This is a genomic window from Streptomyces sp. NPDC033165 (assembly GCF_055577965.1).
Genome location: NZ_JBVIPK010000001.1, coordinates 633,239 through 652,811, shown reverse-complemented (window position 1 = coordinate 652,811; position 19,573 = coordinate 633,239). Strand labels below are relative to the sequence as shown.

The 19,573-nt window shown below is 70.0% G+C and carries 16 protein-coding genes; 11 read left to right on the top strand and 5 right to left on the bottom strand.

Going from position 1 to position 19,573, the window contains the following annotated elements; genetic code table 11:
• Positions 1 to 9 precede the first annotated feature (9 nt).
• The 3 genes from ACZ5WC_RS03150 to ACZ5WC_RS03140 all read right to left on the bottom strand — a co-directional run bounded on the left by ACZ5WC_RS03150 (position 10) and on the right by ACZ5WC_RS03140 (position 3,054).
• Positions 10 to 873 (bottom strand): DUF4429 domain-containing protein, encoded by an 864-nt coding sequence (locus ACZ5WC_RS03150; RefSeq protein WP_468539202.1) that lies wholly within the window; start codon positions 871 to 873, stop codon positions 10 to 12.
• A 77-nt stretch (positions 874 to 950) separates the two neighbouring features.
• Positions 951 to 2,168, bottom strand: a complete 1,218-nt coding sequence (locus ACZ5WC_RS03145; protein ID WP_468539201.1) for an alpha/beta hydrolase — start codon at positions 2,166 to 2,168, stop codon at positions 951 to 953.
• 226 nt (positions 2,169 to 2,394) lie between these two features.
• Complete coding sequence (locus ACZ5WC_RS03140) at positions 2,395 to 3,054, bottom strand: TetR family transcriptional regulator (protein ID WP_468539200.1); 660 nt, start codon at positions 3,052 to 3,054, stop codon at positions 2,395 to 2,397.
• 116 nt (positions 3,055 to 3,170) lie between these two features.
• Between ACZ5WC_RS03140 and ACZ5WC_RS03135 the strand changes: the two genes are divergently transcribed.
• A complete protein-coding gene (locus ACZ5WC_RS03135; RefSeq protein ID WP_468539199.1) occupies positions 3,171 to 4,790 on the top strand; it encodes an MFS transporter in 1,620 nt (539 codons plus the stop codon).
• Between the two features lie 168 nt (positions 4,791 to 4,958).
• Entirely contained in the window at positions 4,959 to 5,351 is a 393-nt protein-coding gene (locus ACZ5WC_RS03130) for a peptidase inhibitor family I36 protein (protein ID WP_468539198.1), read from the top strand.
• 76 nt (positions 5,352 to 5,427) lie between these two features.
• Here ACZ5WC_RS03130 and aceE read toward each other — a convergent pair whose 3' ends face one another.
• A complete protein-coding gene (gene aceE, locus ACZ5WC_RS03125; RefSeq protein WP_468539197.1) occupies positions 5,428 to 8,160 on the bottom strand; it encodes a pyruvate dehydrogenase (acetyl-transferring), homodimeric type in 2,733 nt (910 codons plus the stop codon).
• Between the two features lie 504 nt (positions 8,161 to 8,664).
• On the opposite strand from aceE, the gene ACZ5WC_RS03120 reads away from it, so the two are divergent.
• From ACZ5WC_RS03120 to ACZ5WC_RS03095, 6 genes are all read left to right on the top strand, one after another.
• The gene (locus ACZ5WC_RS03120) at positions 8,665 to 9,102 is read left to right on the top strand and encodes a DUF3052 domain-containing protein (RefSeq protein ID WP_003969400.1); all 438 of its coding nucleotides are present in this window, start codon (positions 8,665 to 8,667) and stop codon (positions 9,100 to 9,102) included.
• A gap of 259 nt (positions 9,103 to 9,361) precedes the next feature.
• Positions 9,362 to 9,820 (top strand): peroxiredoxin, encoded by a 459-nt coding sequence (locus tag ACZ5WC_RS03115; protein ID WP_468539196.1) that lies wholly within the window; start codon positions 9,362 to 9,364, stop codon positions 9,818 to 9,820.
• A 137-nt stretch (positions 9,821 to 9,957) separates the two neighbouring features.
• Positions 9,958 to 10,533, top strand: a complete 576-nt coding sequence (locus ACZ5WC_RS03110; RefSeq protein WP_096623105.1) for a TerD family protein — start codon at positions 9,958 to 9,960, stop codon at positions 10,531 to 10,533.
• A gap of 223 nt (positions 10,534 to 10,756) precedes the next feature.
• Positions 10,757 to 11,332, top strand: a complete 576-nt coding sequence (locus ACZ5WC_RS03105) for a TerD family protein (RefSeq protein WP_096623103.1) — start codon at positions 10,757 to 10,759, stop codon at positions 11,330 to 11,332.
• A gap of 71 nt (positions 11,333 to 11,403) precedes the next feature.
• A complete protein-coding gene (locus ACZ5WC_RS03100; protein ID WP_468539195.1) occupies positions 11,404 to 12,567 on the top strand; it encodes a DUF475 domain-containing protein in 1,164 nt (387 codons plus the stop codon).
• A gap of 182 nt (positions 12,568 to 12,749) precedes the next feature.
• The gene (locus ACZ5WC_RS03095) at positions 12,750 to 13,484 is read left to right on the top strand and encodes a TerD family protein (RefSeq protein WP_468539194.1); all 735 of its coding nucleotides are present in this window, start codon (positions 12,750 to 12,752) and stop codon (positions 13,482 to 13,484) included.
• 73 nt (positions 13,485 to 13,557) lie between these two features.
• Here ACZ5WC_RS03095 and ACZ5WC_RS03090 read toward each other — a convergent pair whose 3' ends face one another.
• Positions 13,558 to 14,562, bottom strand: coding sequence for a TerD family protein (locus tag ACZ5WC_RS03090; RefSeq protein WP_468539193.1), 1,005 nt, complete (start codon positions 14,560 to 14,562; stop codon positions 13,558 to 13,560).
• Positions 14,563 to 14,773: 211 nt separating this feature from the next.
• Here ACZ5WC_RS03090 and ACZ5WC_RS03085 point away from each other — a divergent pair, with 211 nt between their 5' ends.
• The 3 genes from ACZ5WC_RS03085 to ACZ5WC_RS03075 are packed head-to-tail and all read left to right on the top strand — an operon-like array spanning position 14,774 to position 19,483.
• The gene (locus ACZ5WC_RS03085) at positions 14,774 to 15,958 is read left to right on the top strand and encodes an HpcH/HpaI aldolase/citrate lyase family protein (RefSeq protein WP_468539192.1); all 1,185 of its coding nucleotides are present in this window, start codon (positions 14,774 to 14,776) and stop codon (positions 15,956 to 15,958) included.
• Positions 15,959 to 15,968: 10 nt separating this feature from the next.
• Positions 15,969 to 18,551 carry a phosphoribosyltransferase gene (locus ACZ5WC_RS03080; protein ID WP_468539191.1) on the top strand — a complete coding sequence of 861 codons (2,583 nt, stop codon included), beginning with the start codon at positions 15,969 to 15,971 and terminating at the stop codon, positions 18,549 to 18,551.
• On the top strand, positions 18,548 to 19,483 hold the full coding sequence (locus ACZ5WC_RS03075) for an HAD family hydrolase (protein ID WP_468539190.1): 936 nt from the start codon (positions 18,548 to 18,550) through the stop codon (positions 19,481 to 19,483). The genes ACZ5WC_RS03080 and ACZ5WC_RS03075 overlap by 4 nt, the downstream gene beginning before the upstream one ends.
• Positions 19,484 to 19,573: the final 90 nt, after the last annotated feature.

The window sequence follows — 19,573 nt, the reverse complement described above, 5'->3', positions numbered from 1 at the left end:
GGGCCCGCCTCACAGCTCCGCGAGCAGCTGGGCCTTCTTCGCGGTGAACTCGGCGTCCGTCACCAGCCCCGCCTGATGCAGCTCACCGAGGTGATGTATCCGCTCGGCGATGTCCGCCGGGTCCCGCCGACCGGCGGACACCAGGACCGAGGCGGGCTCGGCGGGCGCGGGCTGGCTGCGTCGCACGGACTCCAGTACGGCGGCGGCGAAGGGCAGCGACTCGTGCACCGGCCCGTAGCCCAGGCCGAAGATCACGGCTGCCGGGTCCTGGTCCGCCTGGGCCACCGGGGCGGCCGTGCGGGGCACCAGCCGCAGATAGCCGTCCAGCGCCTCGGGCGAGCGCCACTCGATTCCCGCCAGTTCGCTCACCCGGTAGGTCTGGTCGCCGGCCTTCCACTTGGCGCTGGACGCCCCGGTCCAGGACCACCGGAAGGAGACCCGCTCGCCGTCGAAGCCGGCCCGTCCGTCGTACGCCTTGAAGTTGACCGGGGCCTCCGGGGCGGTGACCAGGAAGCGGTCGGCGGGCTCGTCGCAGGAGGCGCCGAGCAGCGCCCGCAGCTCGTCGGCGTAGTACTCCGCGAGCACCTCCCGCTCCGCCGGAAGCACCAGGCGGTAGGGGTCGGACCCCTCCTTGAGCTGCCCCGCGGCAGCCTCCATCAGGGGGTCGGCACCTGGTCGGGGCACGGCACGCAGAACCACCGTGCCCCGCTTGCCCGGAGTCAGCGTCACCGATGACAGCGCCGCATACGGGATGCGGCGTTCCCGCAGGCTCTGGAAGAGCTTCGGTGCGCGGATACCCCGTTCGAAGCGGATGAGCACGGAGTCGGTGTCGAACTCCCAGGTGGCATGAATTCCGGCCAGCACATCACCCATGTGCCTCATCGTATGCGGCACAGGCCCGCACGTCCCCCCTCGGAGTAAGTCCCAGTTAATCCGCCCGTCACGCCCTTCTACGCGCGTCGGCCGTCCCGTTCACCGTAAATACCGCTGTGACATGCGCTGTCGGCACTCGCGCAGCGGACCGATCCGTAGGCCCCGACGCCGATCGCGGCGAAGTTGTCCAGGCTCGCGGTGCCCGGTTCGAAGTAGCCGCTGTGCCCGGCGGCCCCGGCCGCCGAGACGATCCGGGCGCCGAAGTCCGGGTCCACCGGGTCGGCCCCGTGGCCGATGCCGCCGAACTCCAGATGCGGTACGTCCCCGATCCAGTCGTCCTGGTCCCGCATCGCCCAGATCCGGGCGTCGGTGTCCAACTGCCCGGCGTTCGCGGCCCGCATGCCGGGGGAGCCCGCGACCGCGATGTCGGCCACCCGGCCCGGGGCCTCGTCCGCCGCCACCCCGCAGACCACGGAGCCGTAACTATGGCAGAACAGCGAGACCGTGGAGGTACCGGGCAGCGCGCCGACCATCGCGTTGAGCCGCACCGCGCCGTCCGCCGCGAGCCGGCCGAGCGCCGCGTCCATGCCGAGGCCGGCCGGGGCGGTGTAGTCGGCCCAGGCGATGACCGCGGTACGGGTGCCCGGGGCGGCCGAGCGCTCCGCCCCGTACAGGGACTTCGCCATGCCGACGGGGGCGGCGTTCGCGCCCCGGGTGCGCTCCATGGTCAGGAGATGGGTGTCGACGCCGGGGACGATCACGGAGACCCGGGCGGCCCGGTCGAGATCCCCGAACACCTCGGCCGCGCGGCCCTTCCCGGACGGGTCGAAGGCCAGGATCTGGCGGTCGCCCGCGAGCAGTGACCGGAAGCGGTTGATACGCCGTACCGCCTCGTCGCGGCCGTCCGCCGAAAGGGCCGCGCCGTGTACGCGCCGCTTCTCCGCGGCGGCGGCCCGCTTCAGGGCCAGCCGGTTGGCGTGGTAGCGCAGGGTGACCGGCGCCCCGTTCAGATTTCCCACCACTGATGGGTACTTGCCCGCGAGCGCGACCTGCTGTCCGGAGGTGAGTGTGGCGAAGAAGCGGGCCAGCCGGTAGGCCGGCGCGTCGACGTCCGGCAGCGCCCGGCCCCCTATCCGGTCCCGCGCCCAGGAGGCGAGGGCGAGTGTCCGTCCCTCGTCGGAGCGCTGACGGTGTACGGCGCTCCAGCCGGTCGTCGCCAGCATCACGAACACCACCGCGACGGCGAGCAGCGCGCGCCAGGCGGTCAAGGTGGGGGAGGTGTCGAAAGAAGTCACTGCGCCACACCCTAGGAGACGTGTCACGAGGACCGTGGTCCAGGTGACGTACATCACCCGTACACGAAGGATTCACCTGCGATTTCTCACGCAGCGTCACCCGTCCGTCGGCAGGGTCACTTGTCCTTCGGTAGCGTCCCCCGTCCGTCGGCAGAGTCCCCTGTCCCTCGGTGGCGTCATCTGCCCCTCGGCCGGGCCACCGGCCATCCGGCAGGCGCGCCGGTCCTCAGGGTGTGTCCTGTCGCCACTCATGGGCGAGCGCCGGGCCGAGCTGGTCAAGGTAGGTCTCGGTCAGCTCCCGCAGGGCCTCCACGCTCGCGTCCTGCCCCTGGCCCCAGAGCTGTCCGGTCACCCGGATCACTCCGGAGAACGCGGCGACGGCGACCCGCGGGCGGGGGTCCCGGTCCACGTCGAGCCCTTCACGCTCGGCGATCAGCCGCGCGATCTGCTCCTCCATGGCGACGCCGCGCCGCATATGGGCGGCGAGCAGGGAGGGCGTCGACTCGATCATCCGGTACGTCCGCATATGAAGGTCGACCGTGACCACCTCCTCGATCGCCTCGCCGATGCTGTTCCAGGAGCACAGCACCGCCCGGCGCATCGCGTCGAAGGGGGTCTCGTCGGCGGGGCGGCGTCCCAGCTCCGCGAGGAAGTGCGACTCGACCATCTCCTGTATGGCGAAGGCCGTCTCCTCCTTGTTCGCGAAGTAGCGGAAGAAGGTGCGCTGGGAGACCTCCACGGCGTCGACGATCTCGTCGACGGTGGTGCGCTCGTATCCCTGGGTGGTGAACAGTTCGAGGGCGGCGAGCAGCAAGGCGTCGCGAGTGCGCTGCTTCTTGCGTTCGCGTAGTCCGGCTCGGGGCTCCACTGCCTGCCCGTCGGTCACGTACTGGTCCCTCTTTCCCTGTGTTTGTCCAGCTCAGCTTACCTGTGAGCTATGTGACAGTTACTGACTTGTGAAATCGTTTGTCAACTGGCAGCGGCTGTCATTAGTCTCCGCGTATGACTAGTCAGACCACCGTCGAGAAGGCGCCGCGGGAGCCCGCGGGCAACGCTGTTCCCGCCCCGGCCAAGGGGCTCCGCGGCCACCCCTGGCTGACCCTCTTCGCCGTCGCCATCGGCGTGATGATGGTCGCGCTCGACGGCACGATCGTCGCCATCGCGAACCCCGCCATCCAGAAGGACCTCGGCGCCACGCTCGCCGACGTCCAGTGGATCACCAACGGCTATCTGCTCGCCCTCGCCGTCGCCCTGATCACTGCGGGCAAGCTCGGCGACCGCTTCGGCCACCGGCAGACGTTCCTGATCGGCATCGCGGGCTTCGCGGCCTCCTCCGCCGCGATCGGCTTCTCCAAGGAGATCGGCCTGGTCGTTCTCTTCCGTGTGCTCCAGGGCCTCTTCGGCGCCCTGCTGATGCCGGCCGCGCTCGGTCTGCTGCGCGCCACCTTCCCCGCCGAGAAGCTGAACATGGCGATCGGTATCTGGGGCATGGTCATCGGCGCGTCCACCGCGGGCGGTCCCATCGTCGGCGGTCTGCTCGTCGAGCACGTCAGCTGGCAGTCGGTCTTCTTCATCAACGTGCCGGTCGGCATCGTCGCGCTCACCTTCGGCCTGGTGATCCTCAAGGACCACCGTGCCGCCAACGCGCCGCGCTCCTTCGACATCCTCGGCATCGTGCTGCTCTCGGGCGCGATGTTCTCCCTCATCTGGGGCATCATCAAGGCCGGTGAGGCCTGGGGCTGGGGCGACGGCCGCACCTGGGCATGGCTCGGCCTGGCGATCCTGCTCTTCGTCGCCTTCGGCCTCTGGGAGGCCCGGGTCAAGGAACCGCTCGTTCCGCTGGGGATGTTCCGCTCCGTCCCGTTGACGGCCGGGACCATCCTCATGGTGCTGATGGCCTTCGCCTTCATGGGCGGGCTGTTCTTCGTGACGTTCTTCCTCCAGGGCGTCCACGGCCTGAGCCCGGTCGACAGCGGTCTGCATCTGCTGCCGCTCACCGCCATGATGATCGTCTCCTCGCCGGTCGCCGGTGTGCTGATCACCAAGTTCGGCCCGCGCGTCCCGCTGGTCGGCGGCATGGTCTGCACGGCCACCGCGATGTTCGGCATGACGACGCTCACCGACTCCACCGGCACCTTCGCCATGTCCCTCTGGTTCGCGCTCCTCGGCTGCGGGCTCGCCCCGGTCATGGTCGGCGCCACCGAGGTCATCGTCGGCAACGCGCCGCTGGAGCTCTCCGGTGTGGCGGGCGGTCTCCAGCAGGCTGCCATGCAGGTCGGCGGGGCGCTCGGCACCGCCGTCCTCGGCGCGGTCATGTCCTCCAAGGTCAGCGCCGACTTCGCCGGGAACTGGGCGGCGGCCGGCCTGCCCGGCGAGGCGGACCCGAAGCTGGAGGAGGCCGCCGAGTTCGGCATGGTCCCGGTGGAGGAACTGTCCAAGGCCCCGGGCATGACGCCGGACCTCGTCGACCGCATCGGCGGGGTCATCCACGACACGTTCATGTCCGGCATGGGCCTGGCCTTCACCGTCGCGGGCGTTGTCGCCGTGGTCGCCGCCCTGGTCGCCACGCTCACCAAGCGCGGTGCGAACGCCGAGGCGGGCGCCGGAGTCGGCCACATCTAGCACCCCCGTACGCCGTCAACCCGGCGCACACCACAGCCCCGCCGAATCCTTTCGGCGGGGCTGTCGCCTATCAGGGTGGCCTGGGCCGTCCTCCTCTTCCGCATACCTCGCCCGGTGACTCAGAGTGAGCGGCAGAAGAACAGCACCAACCACGGGGGTTGATCCACCATGCGTACGACCGTTCTCGCGGCGGCCGCCCTGGCCGTCACCGCACTCGTTCCCCAGGCTCTCGCCGACGACCGGGCCGCGGCCCCTCCCGGGCCGTCGTCCGACATCAGCCTCGGGAGCTGCGAGGCAGGCAGCCTCTGCCTCTGGAAGAAGCCCGACTTCACCGGGGCCCGGCAGACCTACGAGCTCTCCGGCGTGGACATCGAGAGCTGCACCCCGCTGCCGAAGGGCGGCGACGCCCAGTCCCTCGCCAACCGCACCGGTCGGCCTGTCACGACCTACCAGTCCGCCGAATGCGCGGAGACCGGCGAGTTCGAGACGTACCCCGGCGGCGGGACCTGGCTGCCGCGCTCGCCGTACCAGGTACGCGCCTTCAAGATCTGGGAGAACTGAGCGCACGGGCTGGACACGCCGAGGGGCGGCGACGCACACGCGTCACCGCCCCTCGGATCCGAACGGCAGCCCGCGGCTACGCGTCGCCACCCGCCGCGCCCGGATCGGCCGCGGCCACATCCAGGAGCTCGTAGCGGTCCACCGCCGTCTTCAGGGCCGACCGGTCGATCTTGCCCTCCTTGGCCAGCTCCGTGAGCACCGCCAGCACGATCGACTGCGCGTCGATGTGGAAGAACCGGCGGGCCGCGCCACGGGTGTCCGCGAAGCCGAAGCCGTCGGCGCCCAGCGACTGGTACGCCCCCGGCACCCAGCGCGCGATCTGGTCCGGCACCGAACGCATCCAGTCCGAGACGGCCACGAACGGGCCCTGGGCCCCTTCGAGCTTCTTGGTCACATACGGGACGCGCTGCTCCTCCTCCGGATGCAGGAGGTTGTAGCGCTCGACGTCCACGGCCTCACGGCGCAGCTCGTTCCAGGAGGTCGCCGACCAGACGTCCGCCTTGACGTTCCACTCCTCGGCGAGGATCTTCTGCGCCTCGACGGCCCACGGGACCGCCACGCCGGACGCCAGGATCTGCGCCGGGATCTCGCCCGCCTCGCCCTGCTTGAAGCGGTAGACACCCTTGAGGATGCCGTCCACGTCCACGTTCTCGGGCTCGGCCGGGTGCTGGATCGGCTCGTTGTAGACGGTCAGGTAGTAGAAGACGTCCTCGTTGGCCTCGCCGTACATCCGGCGCAGCCCGTCCTGCATGATGTGCGCGATCTCGTACCCGAAGGCCGGGTCGTACGCGACGCAGCCCGGGTTCGTCGAGGCGAGCAGCTGCGAGTGGCCGTCCGCGTGCTGGAGACCCTCACCGGTCAGCGTCGTACGCCCGGCCGTCGCGCCCAGCACGAAACCGCGCGAGAGCTGGTCGGCCATCTGCCAGAACTGGTCACCGGTGCGCTGGAACCCGAACATCGAGTAGAAGACGTACACCGGGATCAGCGGCTCGCCGTGCGTGGCGTACGCCGAACCGGCCGCGATCAGCGAGGCCGTGCAGCCTGCCTCGGAGATGCCGTCGTGCAGCATCTGCCCGGTCGGGGACTCCTTGTACGCGAGCAGCAGCTCCCGGTCGACCGCCTCGTACTGCTGGCCGAGCGGGTTGTAGATCTTCGCGCTCGGGAAGAACGCGTCCATGCCGAAGGTGCGGTACTCATCGGGCGCGATCAGCACGAAACGCTTGCCGATCTCCTTGTCCCGCATGAGGTCCTTCAGGATGCGGACGAACGCCATGGTGGTGGCGATCGACTGTGAACCCGAGCCCTTCTTCGCAGCCGCGTACGTCTTCTCCACAGGCTGCGGCAGCGGCTTCGCCCGCACGACCCGGGTCGGGACGTAACCGCCCAGACTCCGGCGGCGGTCGTGCATGTACTGGATCTCCTCCGAGTCGCGGCCCGGGTGGTAGTAGGGCGGGTAGCCCTCGTCCAGCTGCTTGTCGGTGATCGGGATGTGCAGCCGGTCGCGGAACCGCTTGAGGTCCTCGACCGTGAGCTTCTTCATCTGGTGGGTCGCGTTGCGGCCCTCGAAGTTCGGCCCCAGCGTCCAGCCCTTGACCGTCTGGGCGAGGATCACCGTCGGCTGGCCCTTGTGCGCCTTGGCCGCCGCGTAGGCCGCGTAGACCTTGCGGTGGTCGTGACCGCCGCGGCCCAGGTGCAGGATCTGCTGGTCGGTCATGTCCTTGACCATGTCCCGCAGCCGCGGGTCGTCGCCGAAGAAGTGGTCGCGGATGTACGCGCCGGTCTCCGTGGCGTACGTCTGGAACTGGCCGTCCGGCGTGGTGTTCAGCTTGTTGACCAGGATGCCCGTGCGGTCCTGCGCCAGCAGCGGGTCCCAGGAGCGGTCCCAGACCAGCTTGATGACGTTCCAGCCGGCACCCCGGAACTGCGACTCCAGCTCCTGGATGATCTTGCCGTTGCCGCGTACCGGGCCGTCCAGCCGCTGGAGGTTGCAGTTGACCACGAAGGTCAGGTTGTCCAGGCCCTCCCGGGCGGCGATGGACAGCTGGCCCAGCGACTCCGGCTCGTCCATCTCGCCGTCGCCGAGGTAGGCCCACACATGCGACTTGGAGGTGTCGGCGATGCCGCGCGCCTCCATGTAGCGGTTCATCCGCGCCTGGTAGATCGCGCCGAGCGGGCCGAGACCCATCGAGACGGTCGGGAACTCCCAGAAGTCCGGCATCAGCCGCGGGTGCGGGTAGCTGGACAGGCCGTTGGGGGCCTTCGACTTCTCCTGGCGGAACGCGTCGAGCTGGGCCTCGCTCAGCCGGTCCAGCAGGAACGCGCGGGCGTAGATCCCCGGGGAGGCGTGCCCCTGGAAGAAGATCTGGTCGCCGCCGTCGCCCTCGTCCTTGCCCCGGAAGAAGTGGTTGAAGCCCACGTCGTACAGCGAGGCGGAGGACGCGAAGGTGGCGATGTGGCCGCCGACGCCGATCCCGGGGCGCTGCGCCCGCGAGACCATCACGGCGGCGTTCCAGCGGGTCGCGTTGAGGACCTTGCGCTCGATCTCCTCGTCGCCGGGGAAGAACGGCTCGTCCTTCGTGGCGATCGTGTTCACGTAGTCCGTGCTGCGCATCTCGGGCACCGCGACGCGCTTCTCCCGCGCGCGCTCGATGAGCCGGAGCATCAGATAGCGGGCCCGCTCACGGCCGCGCTCGTCGACGGCGGCGTCGAGGGAGTCGAGCCATTCCCGGGTCTCCTCGGGATCAAAGTCCGGGACCTGGCTCGGAAGGCCGCCAATGATGATCGGGTTGCGATCGGATCCGGAAGCCACACTGTTCCTTCGCTGTTCGGTGGTGCTCTACGGGGCCTGTTACGGGGAATGTAACCCCGGACAGCTCTGTCAACTCTGTGCGCGCCGCCTCCATCGTGCTACCGCGAGGGCCCAAACGTCATCTCTACCGTTGGGTAACCCCGAGGGTTGCGAAAACTCGTCCGCGGGGCACGAGTATGGGCAGTACGCGGCTGGGTACGGGCAAACCGCAACCTTACGCCCAAGGCGTCCAAGCGTTCCCAAAGGCTGTTCGACTCCGATTGGCGGATCGAAACGGCATAAGCTGAGGAAGGACGTAAACGGATGGAGCGACCCAGGGGCGACCCGGGGGAGCCGCCGGAGAGACATGCCGGAGCTTGCGGTGACGTGGCAGGGAACGTCACCGTTTCGGCGGTCTCGCACGCTGGGTACTTGCGCGATTCGCCGGGCCCGTGTGGACTACGGCCTACGCCCCGCGCACGCGCGTGGGCAGCATTTTCCGAAGACATGATCAGGAGGCAACCCGTGAGCGCGACCGCGGACCACGCGGAGGAGCGGACCAACCCGGCAGCACGCCTGGGGTTCGAGCCCGGACAGGTGGTCCAGGAGATCGGCTACGACGACGACGTCGAGCTGGAGCTCCGTGAGGGCATTGAGGCCACTACCGGCCAGGAACTCGTCGACGAGGAGTACGACGACGTCGCAGACGTCGTCCTGCTCTGGTTCCGTGACGAGGACGGCGACCTTACGGACGCGCTGGTGGATGCCATTGGTCTGATCGAGGACGGCGGTACGGTCTGGCTGATGACGCCGAAGACCGGCCGTGACGGATACGTCGAACCGAGCGACATCAATGAGGCTGCCCAGACAGCCGGTCTCGCCCAGACCAAGAGCATCAGCGCGGGCAAGGACTGGACGGGCAGCCGTCTGGTCACCCCCAAGGGGGCCAAGGCCAAGCGCTGAACCACTCTCTGCACCACCCCGGGGCCCCCACGGGCGCACAACACTGTGCTCGTGGGGGCCTTCGCACGCCTGCGGCCATGGAAGCCCCCGTACGCCCCGGGCCTTCGTACGCCCCGGGCCTTCGGATTGCCCGCGGCCCGGGTCGGCGGGCTGCGGCCACGGGTGCTTGGAGACCGGCCCGCGGCTCTGCGTAGGGTGGGTGTCACCCGGACGGCCCCCGCCCGGGACGCGGAGAAGCGGCGAAGGGATGCGTGTTTCCATGACGATCGAGGTCGGCACCGAGGCCCCGGACTTTGAACTCAAGGACAACCACGGCCGGACCGTGCGGCTCTCGGAGTTCCGCGGTGAGAAGAACGTGGTGCTGGTGTTCTACCCGTTCGCCTTCACCGGCGTCTGCACGGGCGAGCTGTGCGAGCTCCGCGACGAGCTGCCGCGCTTCGAGAACGACGACACCCAGTTGCTCGCCGTCTCCAACGACTCCATCCACACCCTGCGCGTCTTCGCCGAGCAGGAAGGCCTGGAGTACCCGCTGCTGTCCGACTTCTGGCCGCACGGCGAGGCCTCGCGGGCCTACGGTGTCTTCGACGAGGGCAAGGGCTGCGCGGTGCGCGGCACCTTCGTCATCGACAAGGCGGGCGTCGTCCGCTGGAGCGTCGTCAACGGCCTCCCGGACGCACGCGACCTGAAGGACTACGTCAGGGCGCTCGAAGCGCTCTGAGACGATCTCCTGGCGGCGCCCGGCCATAAGCTGTTTCGGCCGGGAACCGGTCACTAGGATCCAATCGTTGATCCGATGCCAACGAACGACGGGGACGCTGGTGTCTGCCGGCCCCTGAGAAAACTACTGGAGGACTCGTGGGAGTCAGCCTCAGCAAGGGCGGCAACGTCTCGCTGACCAAGGCCGCGCCCAACCTGACCGCGGTCATCGTCGGTCTGGGCTGGGACGCCCGCACCACCACCGGCGGAGACTTCGACCTCGACGCCAGCGCGCTGCTGGCGAACGCCGAGGGCAAGGTCGCGGCGGACGGCAATTTCGTCTTCTTCAACAACCTGAAGAGCCCCGACGGCTCCGTCGAGCACACCGGTGACAACCTCACCGGCGAGGGCGAGGGCGACGACGAGGTCATCAAGGTGAACCTCGCCGGTGTCCCCGCCGACGTCGACAAGATCGTCTTCCCGGTCTCGATCTACGAGGCCGAGACCCGTCAGCAGAGCTTCGGCCAGGTCCGAAACGCGTACATCCGCGTGGTCAACCAGGCCGACAACACCGAGCTGGCCCGCTACGACCTGAGCGAGGACGCCTCGACGGAGACCGCGATGGTCTTCGGCGAGCTCTACCGCAACGGCGCCGAGTGGAAGTTCCGCGCCATCGGGCAGGGCTACGCCTCGGGTCTGCGCGGCATCGCGCAGGACTTCGGCGTCAACGTCTGAGGTTCTGAAGCAGCAGGAGCTCCGAGGCTCGCAGAAGCAGCAGGAGCTCTGAGGCTCTGAGCAGCAGTGGAAGCTCCGAGGCTCGCAGCAGCAGAAGTACGGAGCGCGCACAGCGCTCCCGCACCACCGTGTCCGGCGCCGCATGCACATGCGGCGCCGGACGCGCTCGGGGGGTGTCCGGGAAGCCCCCCGGCAGCGTTCACACGACTAGGGGAGGACACACATGGGCGTCACGCTCGCCAAGGGAGGCAATGTCTCCCTCTCCAAGGTCGCACCCAACCTCACACAGGTGCTGGTCGGGCTCGGCTGGGACGCACGCTCCACCACCGGAGCGGACTTCGACCTCGACGCCAGCGCACTGCTGTGCCAGTCGGGCCGGGTGCTCGGTGACGAGTGGTTCGTCTTCTACAACAACCTCACGAGCCCCGACGGCTCCGTCGAGCACACCGGCGACAACCTCACGGGTGAGGGCGACGGCGACGACGAGTCCGTCATCGTCCGCCTCGACCAGGTGCCCGCCCACTGCGACAAGATCGTCTTCCCGGTCTCGATCCACGAGGCGGAGAACCGGGGGCAGGCGTTCGGCCAGGTCAGCAACGCCTTCATCCGGGTGGTCAACCAGGCCGACGGCCAGGAGCTGGCCCGTTACGACCTGAGCGAGGACGCCTCGACGGAGACCGCGATGATCTTCGGCGAGCTCTACCGGTACAACGGCGAGTGGAAATTCCGTGCGGTCGGTCAGGGGTACGCGTCGGGCCTGCGCGGCATCGCTCTAGACTTCGGCGTCAACGTTTCATAGCCGCGCACGGCGCGGGGGAGCCCCCCGAAAGACACCAGGGGAGACCCTTACACAACACGATGGGGTAGGCAGTGGTTCTGAAAACCTTCGGCTGGTCGTTCGCGGTCACCGCGCTCGGCCTGGTTGCGGCGTTTTTCTACGGGGGGTGGCAGGCCTTCGGTATCGTCGCGATCCTGTCGGTCCTGGAGATCTCGCTGTCCTTCGACAACGCGGTGATCAACGCCGGAATCCTGAAGAAGATGAATGCCTTCTGGCAGAAGATCTTCCTTACCATCGGCATTCTCATCGCCGTCTTCGGTATGCGGCTGGTGTTCCCCGTCGTGATCGTGGCCGTGAGTGCCCAGCTCGGTCCGATCGAGGCCATCGACCTGTCCTTCAACGACCCGGACAGATACAAGGAACTGGTCACGGACGCCCATCCGTCGATCGCCGCCTTCGGTGGCATGTTCCTGCTGATGATCTTCCTCGACTTCATCTTCGACGAGGACCGGGACATCCACTGGCTGCGCTGGATCGAGCGTCCGCTCGCCAAGCTCGGCAAGGTCGACATGCTGTCGGTCTGCGTCGCTCTGATCATCCTGCTGATCACCGCCATGACCTTCGCGACCAACGCCCACCAGCACGGTGGCGGGCACGTGGACAAGGCGTCGACCGTCATGCTCTCCGGTATCGCCGGTCTGATCACCTACCTCGTCGTCGGCGGGCTCTCCGGATTCTTCGAGAACAAGCTCGAAGAGGAGGAGGAGCGTGAGCACGAGGCCGAGGAAGAGGCCAAGCGGAAGGGCAAGCCCGTCAACGGGGTCGCCCTCGCCGGAAAGGCCGCGTTCTTCCTCTTCCTCTACCTGGAAGTCCTGGACGCCTCGTTCTCCTTCGACGGCGTCATCGGCGCCTTCGCGATCACCAACGAGATCGTGCTCATGGCCCTCGGCCTCGGCATCGGCGCCATGTACGTCCGTTCGCTCACCGTCTACCTGGTGCGCGAGGGCACGCTGGACGACTATGTCTACCTGGAGCACGGCGCGCACTACGCGATCGGTGCCCTGTCGGTCATCCTGCTGATCACCATCCAGTACGAGATCAGCGAGATCATCACCGGTCTGATCGGCGTCGTCCTGATCGGGCTGTCCTTCTGGTCCTCCCTGCGCCGCAACAGGGCGCTCGCGGCTGCCGACGGGGGCGGCGGGAGCGACGGCCCCAGCTCCGGCGCCAAGGCCGAAGTCACCTCCGGGGTGTGACCCGGTAGGGATTGAGGAACGCTCTCTGCGGGGCGGCCACACGGCGACGGCTCTCCGGGATCTCCCGGACCCGGCCCGAGTGGCCGCCCCGCAGCGATGTCCGGGTGCTGTCATGCGTGCGGGCGCGAGAGCAGGCGCGAGAACGAGCACGCCGACAGGCGCGCCAACAGGTGGGGGTTGGAATGGGATTCTTCGACGGCTTGCGACCGCTGCGCGCGGCACAGTTCGACTCGGGCAATGGCACGTCGAGCGCCATCGAGCTGACCAAGCGGAACGCGACGATCTCGCTCACCGAACAGGGCGCCCTGTCGGGCAATCTCCGGGTCAACCTGTCCTGGCGGATGCGGACCTCGGACATCGAGGGACGCTCCCGCCAGAGCGGCCGGCTGCGCCGCCCTCTCAAGCTCTTCCAGCCCGAGGTGGTCCAGGCTCACACCCAGGGCGTCGTCGACGTCGACCTGGACCTCGGCTGCATGTACGAGCTGACGGACGGCACCAAGGGGGTCGTGCAGCCGCTGGGCGGCCTGCTCGGCGACCTCAACGCCCCGCCGTACATCCGGCTCAGCGGCGACGACCGGTTCGGCGCGCCTTCGGGGGAGACGGTCTACGTCAACCTCGATCAGCGCGAACAGATCAAGCGGCTGCTGTTCTTCGTCTACATCTACGACCAGACGCCCGCCTTCGACCGTACGCACGCGAAGATCACGCTGTACCCGGGGCACGGGCCGCGCATCGAGATCGACCTGGACGAGCGCGCACCGCAGGCCCGGTCCTGCGCGGTGTTCACCGTGGACAACACCAAGGGGGAGCTGATCGTGCGCCGCGAGGTGAAGTTCGTCTACGGATTCCAGTCGGAGCTGGACCGGCTGTACGGCTACGGCATGCAGTGGGGCCGCGGCTACAAGTCCCGTACCTGAGTCGCTCCCGTACCTGAGCGCCTTCCGTACCGGGCCGTTGGACGCGGGCTTCGTGACCCGGGCGCCCGGATCGTCAGGCCCGGATGAACTGCGGACCTTGAGGGGGCAGCACGAAATGCGGGTCGGGTGCGTGCGCGGCGGCCGCCGCGGGCTGGGGATAGCCGTACGCGGGCGGTGCGGCGGCGGGCTGAGGGTAGCCGTACGCAGGCTGGTGGGCCGCCGCGGCCGCCGCTGGATGTGCGGCGGCAGGCGGGTAGCCGTAGGAGGGCTGCTGATGCAGGACCGTGGCCTGGGAGTCCGGACCACCGGCCCCGGCGGCCGCGGGCATCGGAGTGGGCGGCGGGGGCACGGGTGGCGCCGGGGGCACGGCCGCCGGGGCAGGCTGAGCGGACTGCGCCCCGGGCCGGGGCTGGGAGACCTGCGGCTGAGGCTGCGGGGCCGACGGCTGCGGGGCCTCGGGCCGGACGGCGGAGGGCTGGGTCCCCGCCTGCGCGGCGGCCGCGCTCTCGTCCTCCCCGGCGGCCTCCGAATCGTCGACCGAGATCCCGAAGGCGGTGGCCAGCCCGATCAGCCCGGTGGGATAGCCCTGGCCGACCGCACGGAACTTCCATCCCTCACCGCGCCGGTACAGCTCGCCGCAGATGATCGCGGTCTCTTCGCCGGTCTCCGGCCGCACGTCGAACACGGCCAGCGGCTCGCCCCCGGCGGACGCGGCATCGAAGAGAAGTATCCGCAGGTCAGGAACCTGCTCAAAGGCGGCGCCGTCCGAGGAGGCGGCGATGACCACCTGGTCCACGGAGGCGTCGAGCGCGCCGAGATCCGCCTCGACCGTGTCCGTCAGTCCTTCGGGCACACTGCGCTTCGGCAGCCGCCGGACCAGGCCGGAGGGGTGCCGGGGCTGGTTGTAGAAGACGAAGTCCTCGTCGGACCGCACCCGGCCGGACGCACCGAGGAGCAGGGCGGAGGCGTCCACGTCGGGAACCCCGGCGCCCGGGGTCCAGCGCAGCACGGCCCGTACGGCCGCGGCATCGACGGGGACGTTCGAGCCCTTCAGCATCGTGTGCGTCATGACCGTCATCCTGCCTGCTGGGGGCTTGTGCGGACAACGCGGGGGCGGCACGTCTGTGCCCGGAGACCGTGCCGGCAGGGCGGGACGGTACCGCGGGAGGAGGGCGGGTGACTGCCGGGTAACCGGAAATTCATGTCCTTGCGGAACTGTTGACACCCGTCCGTACGTACTATTACCGGCCATACGTTGTCCGGCCGGTCAGGCAGTTCGGGGGAAACTCATGCGTCACTTCGGGCATATAGCGCCCGCGACCCGGGAGGGTCTGTTCTTCCGGGAGCCCTGCGACTTCAGCGCGCGTTCCCCGGCGCGGCTGCTCTCGGTCGCCCTCGGGGCCACGCTCTACTCCCCGGCCACCCGCCCGGCCCTGGCCGACGACGTGCTGAAGCAGGCCGGGCGCGGCGTCGTCTCCATGGTGCTCTGCCTGGAGGACTCGATCGACGACGCCGAGGTGGTCGACGCCGAGGCCAACCTGATCAGGCAGTTCGCCGCCCTCGCCGCCCGGTCCGAGTCCCCGGACCCCACCGTCCCCGACGTGCCGCTGCTCTTCATCCGGGTCCGCGAACCGGACCAGATCACCGACCTCGTGGAGCGCCTCGGCGACGCGGTCCGGATGTTGTCCGGTTTCGTACTTCCCAAATTCACCGAAGAGCGTGGAGTCCTGTTCCTGGAGGCTCTCGCCGAGGCCGAGACCGCCTGCGGACAGCGGCTCTTCGCCATGCCGGTCCTCGAATCGCCCGAGCTGCTCCACCTGGAGAGCCGCGCCGAGATCCTCCAGGGCATCGCCCGCAGCGTCGACAAGTACCGGGACCGGGTGCTCGCCCTGCGGCTCGGCGTCACGGACTTCTGCTCGGCCTACGGACTGCGCCGAGCGCCCGACATGACGGCGTACGACGTCCAGATCGTCGGCTCCGTGATCGCCGACGTGGTCAACGTGCTGGGCCGCGCCGACGGCACCGGCTTCACGATCACCGGCCCCGTCTGGGAGTACTTCCGCCGCCAGGAACGCATGTTCAAGCCCCAGCTGCGCCGCAGCCCCTTCCTTGAGGGCCGGGCCGAGGAGCTGCGGACGGCACTCATCGAGCACGACCTGGACGGCCTGCTGCGGGAGATCGAGCTCGACCGCGCCAACGGCCTGCTCGGCAAGACCTGCATCCACCCCTCCCACGTGGTGCCCGTGCACGCGCTGTCCGTGGTCAGCCACGAGGAGTTCACGGACGCCCAGGACATCCTGCGGCCCGAGCGCGGGGGCGGCGGCGTGCTGCGCTCCGCGTATACGAACAAGATGAACGAAGTGAAGCCCCACCGGGCCTGGGCCGAGCGCACACTCCAGCGGGCCGAGGTCTTCGGGGTGGCCAGGGAAGACGTCGGCTTCGTGGACCTGCTGGCCGCGGGCCTGACGAACTGAGCGCGTATCGATGAGCGAGCGCGCGGCGAGACAAGAGACCAGAGAAGAGGCCGTGGACGTGGTGTGGTCGGGCAGCTGGGTGGCGGAGCGGCTGGGAGTCGCCCTGGAAGGCGACGGGGAGCTCCGGGAACTGCTTGGCCTCGCCCTGCGCCGTAACCCCAAGCGGGCACATCTGCTCGTGTCCAACGTGCTGGGCAAGCACGTGCCCCAGCGCCCCTCCGTCGTGTACGGAGAAGGCTTCGCGCTCGGCCAGCGGGTGCGGGAGCTGCTCGGCGCGCAGGAGGCCCGCCGCGCGGTCGTCCTCGGGTACGCGGAGACGGCCACCGGCCTCGGCCACGCCGTCGCGGACGGACTGCGGGACGCCCCGTACCTCCACTCCACCCGGCGCCCGGTGCCGGGCGTCGAGCAGGCGGGCGGCTTCGAGGAGTCCCACTCGCACGCCACCTCGCACCTGCTGCTGCCGGAGGACCGGGAGCTGCTGGCGGGGGGCGCGGACACCGGTGCGGGTGCCGGTGCGGAGGCAGGTGCTTCCGTTCTGGTCCTGGTCGACGACGAGTTCTCCACCGGCAACACGGTCCTGAACACCATCCGCACCCTGCACGACCTGCACCCGCGCGAACGGTACGTGATCGTCGCCTTGGTCGACATGCGCTCACCGGAGGACCGCGACCGGCTGGCGGCCTTCGCCGCCGAGATCGGGGCCCGGGTGGACCTGGTGGCCCGCAGCAGCGGCACGGTCGCCCTGCCGGACGGCGTACTGGAACACGGACAGGCCCTGGTGGCGGCACAGGAGGCGGAGGCCCCCGCCTGCCCGCCGCCCTCCGCACAGGCCCCCGCTTCCGTCACCCGCGTCGATCTCGGCTGGCCCGCGGGAGTCCCCGACGGCGGCCGGCACGGCTTCACCCCGGCCCACCGGGCGGCCCTCGAATCGGCGCTCCCGGTCCTGGCGGAGCGGATTGCGGGTGCCCTGGGAAGCGACGTCCGCCGGGTCCTCGTCCTCGGCTTCGAGGAGCTGATGTACGCGCCGCTGCGCCTGGGCACCGCACTGGAGGAGGTGCTGGGAGCCGACGCGGCCGACACCGAGGTCCGCTACTCCACCACCACCCGTTCCCCGGTCCTAGCCGTCGACGACCCCGGCTACGCGATACGCACCCGCCTGGTCTTCCCGGCCCACGACGACCCGGCTGACGGACCCGGCGACCGGTACGCGTACAACGTGGCGGGCGCGGGCTTCGACGCGGTGGTCGCCGTCGTCGACTCCGCCGCCGACACCCCCGAACTGCACGCCCCCGACGGCCTGCTGGCCCGCCTCGCCGAGCACACCGGCCACGTACTCCTCGCGGTCATCCCCTCGTACACCCCCGCCCCCGCCCCCGCACCCGTCCCCCACCGGCAGGAGCCCCCCGTGCTGCCCGAGCCCCTCCGAGGCCCCGACTTCTCCAGTTACGCACCGGAGGACGTCGGCTGGCTCCTCCAGGACCTCTCGGACACCGAGCTGGAGGCGCCCACCGAGGAGCGCGAGGAGGCGATCCAGAGCGGCGGCGCGCACTACGCGGAGTCGCTGCCCGTCGAGTACCAGCCGAGCCCCGAGTACCAGGCCCTGTTCACGGCCGCCCTGGATGCCTCCGCCGCCCGCATCGCCCGCGCGGTGGGCACCGTCACCGAGACGGTCCTCGCCGAACGCGGCCCGCGCCCGGTCCTCGTCTCGCTCGCCCGCGCCGGAACGCCCGTCGGGGTGCTGATGCGCCACTGGGCCCGCCACCGGCACGGCCTGGACCTCCCGCACTACGCCATCTCCATCGTCCGGGGCCGGGGCATCGACGCCAACGCCCTGCGCTGGCTCGCCGCCCACCACGACCCGGCCGACGTGGTGTTCGTCGACGGCTGGACGGGGAAGGGTGCGATCGCCCGCGAACTGGCTGCGGCCATAGGTGAGTTCGAGGCGCAGGAGAGGGCTGGGGGCTCCACGGGTACTGGCGGCCGCGCCGGCTTCGACCCGGAGATCGCGGTGCTCGCCGACCCGGGCGGCTGCGTCCGCACGTACGGCACCCGCGAGGACTACCTGATCCCTTCCGCCTGCCTCAACTCCACCGTCTCCGGCCTCATCTCCCGTACGGTGCTCCGCGCCGACCTGGTCGGCCCCGACGACTTCCACGGCGCGAAGTTCTACCGCGAGCTGGCGGGGGCCGATGTCTCCGGCGACTTCCTGGCGGCGGTGGCCGCGCGCTTCGACGAGGTGGCGGACCAGGTCGACGCCGAGGCGAAGGAACTGCTCGCCGCCGACCGGGCCCCGACCTGGGAGGGCTGGGCGGCCGTCGAGCGGATCAGCGAGGAGTACGGCATCCACGACGTGAACCTGGTCAAGCCCGGTGTCGGCGAGACCACCCGGGTGCTGCTGCGCCGGGTCCCCTGGAAGATCCTCGCGAAGCGCGGAGCAGGCACGGACCTGGAGCACATCCGGCTGCTGTCCGAGCAGCGGGGCGTCCCGGTCGAGGAGGTCGACGACCTCCCGTACAGCTGTGTCGGCCTGATCCACCCCCGGTTCACGCGCGGCGCGACGGGCGCGGACGGCAAGGCGGTGCAGGGCGCATGAGCGTGAGCGCGACTTCACCGGTCACCCTGGTGGCGAGCGACCTCGACCGTACGCTCATCTACTCGGCGGCCTCGCTCGACCTGACGATGCCGGACGCGGAGGCCCCCCGGCTCCTGTGCGTGGAGGTGTACGGCCACAAGCCCCTCTCGTACATGACGGAGACGGCGGCCGCACTGCTCACCGAGGTGGCGACCTCGACGCTGTTCGTCCCGACCACCACCCGGACCCGCGAGCAGTACCACCGCATCCACCTCCCCGGCCCCACTCCCCGGTACGCGATCTGCGCCAACGGCGGCCACATCCTCGTCGACGGGGTCTCCGACCCGGACTGGCAGACGCGGGTGGAGACCCGCATCGCCGACGAGTGCGCCCCCCTCACCGAGATCCGGGCTCATCTCGCCGCGACCGCCGACCCGGCCTGGCTCCTCAAGGACCGCGTGGCCGAGAACCTCTTCGCGTATCTCGTCGTCGAGCGCTCCCTCCTCCCCGAGGAGTGGGTGAAAGAGCTGGCGGCCTGGGCGCGGCCCCGCGGCTGGACGGTCTCCCTCCAGGGCCGCAAGATCTACGCGGTCCCGGCACCGCTCACCAAGAGCGCCGCGATGCGCGAGGTGGCCCGCCGCTCCGGCGTCACCCGCACGCTCGCCGCCGGGGACTCGCTCCTCGACGCCGACCTGCTGCTCGCCGCCGACCTGGGCTGGCGCCCCGGCCACGGTGAACTCGCGGACGAGGGCTGGCGGGCCCCGCACGTCGAGGCGCTGGAGGAGAAGGGAGGGGCAGCAGGGGAGGAGATCCTCCGCCGCTTCCTGACGGCTTCCTCCTCCGCCGCCTCCGCCGCCTCCGCCGCCTCCGCCGCCTCCGCCGCCTCCGCCGCCTCCGCCGCCGAGTCGGCCGCCTCTGCCGCTTCCTCTGATTCCTCCGCTTCCTCTGCGTAGGGGCGCTGGTTGCGCGAGGCTGGGGCGGAGAGCGGCTGACGGGCGCGGAGCCCGGCCACTCTTCTTCACGGACGACACGACAGAGGGAAG

Bases quoted from the DNA above. Each gene is read 5' to 3' on its own strand.
- ACZ5WC_RS03150 (WP_468539202.1), bottom strand. From the start codon at position 873: ATGGGTGATGTGCTGGCCGGAATTCATGCCACCTGGGAGTTCGACACC.
- ACZ5WC_RS03135 (WP_468539199.1), top strand. From the start codon at position 3,171: ATGACTAGTCAGACCACCGTCGAGAAGGCGCCGCGGGAGCCCGCGGGC.
- ACZ5WC_RS03130 (WP_468539198.1), top strand. From the start codon at position 4,959: ATGCGTACGACCGTTCTCGCGGCGGCCGCCCTGGCCGTCACCGCACTC.
- ACZ5WC_RS03115 (WP_468539196.1), top strand. From the start codon at position 9,362: ATGACGATCGAGGTCGGCACCGAGGCCCCGGACTTTGAACTCAAGGAC.
- ACZ5WC_RS03105 (WP_096623103.1), top strand. From the start codon at position 10,757: ATGGGCGTCACGCTCGCCAAGGGAGGCAATGTCTCCCTCTCCAAGGTC.
- ACZ5WC_RS03095 (WP_468539194.1), top strand. From the start codon at position 12,750: ATGGGATTCTTCGACGGCTTGCGACCGCTGCGCGCGGCACAGTTCGAC.
- ACZ5WC_RS03090 (WP_468539193.1), bottom strand. From the start codon at position 14,562: ATGACGGTCATGACGCACACGATGCTGAAGGGCTCGAACGTCCCCGTC.
- ACZ5WC_RS03085 (WP_468539192.1), top strand. From the start codon at position 14,774: ATGCGTCACTTCGGGCATATAGCGCCCGCGACCCGGGAGGGTCTGTTC.
- ACZ5WC_RS03080 (WP_468539191.1), top strand. From the start codon at position 15,969: ATGAGCGAGCGCGCGGCGAGACAAGAGACCAGAGAAGAGGCCGTGGAC.
- ACZ5WC_RS03075 (WP_468539190.1), top strand. From the start codon at position 18,548: ATGAGCGTGAGCGCGACTTCACCGGTCACCCTGGTGGCGAGCGACCTC.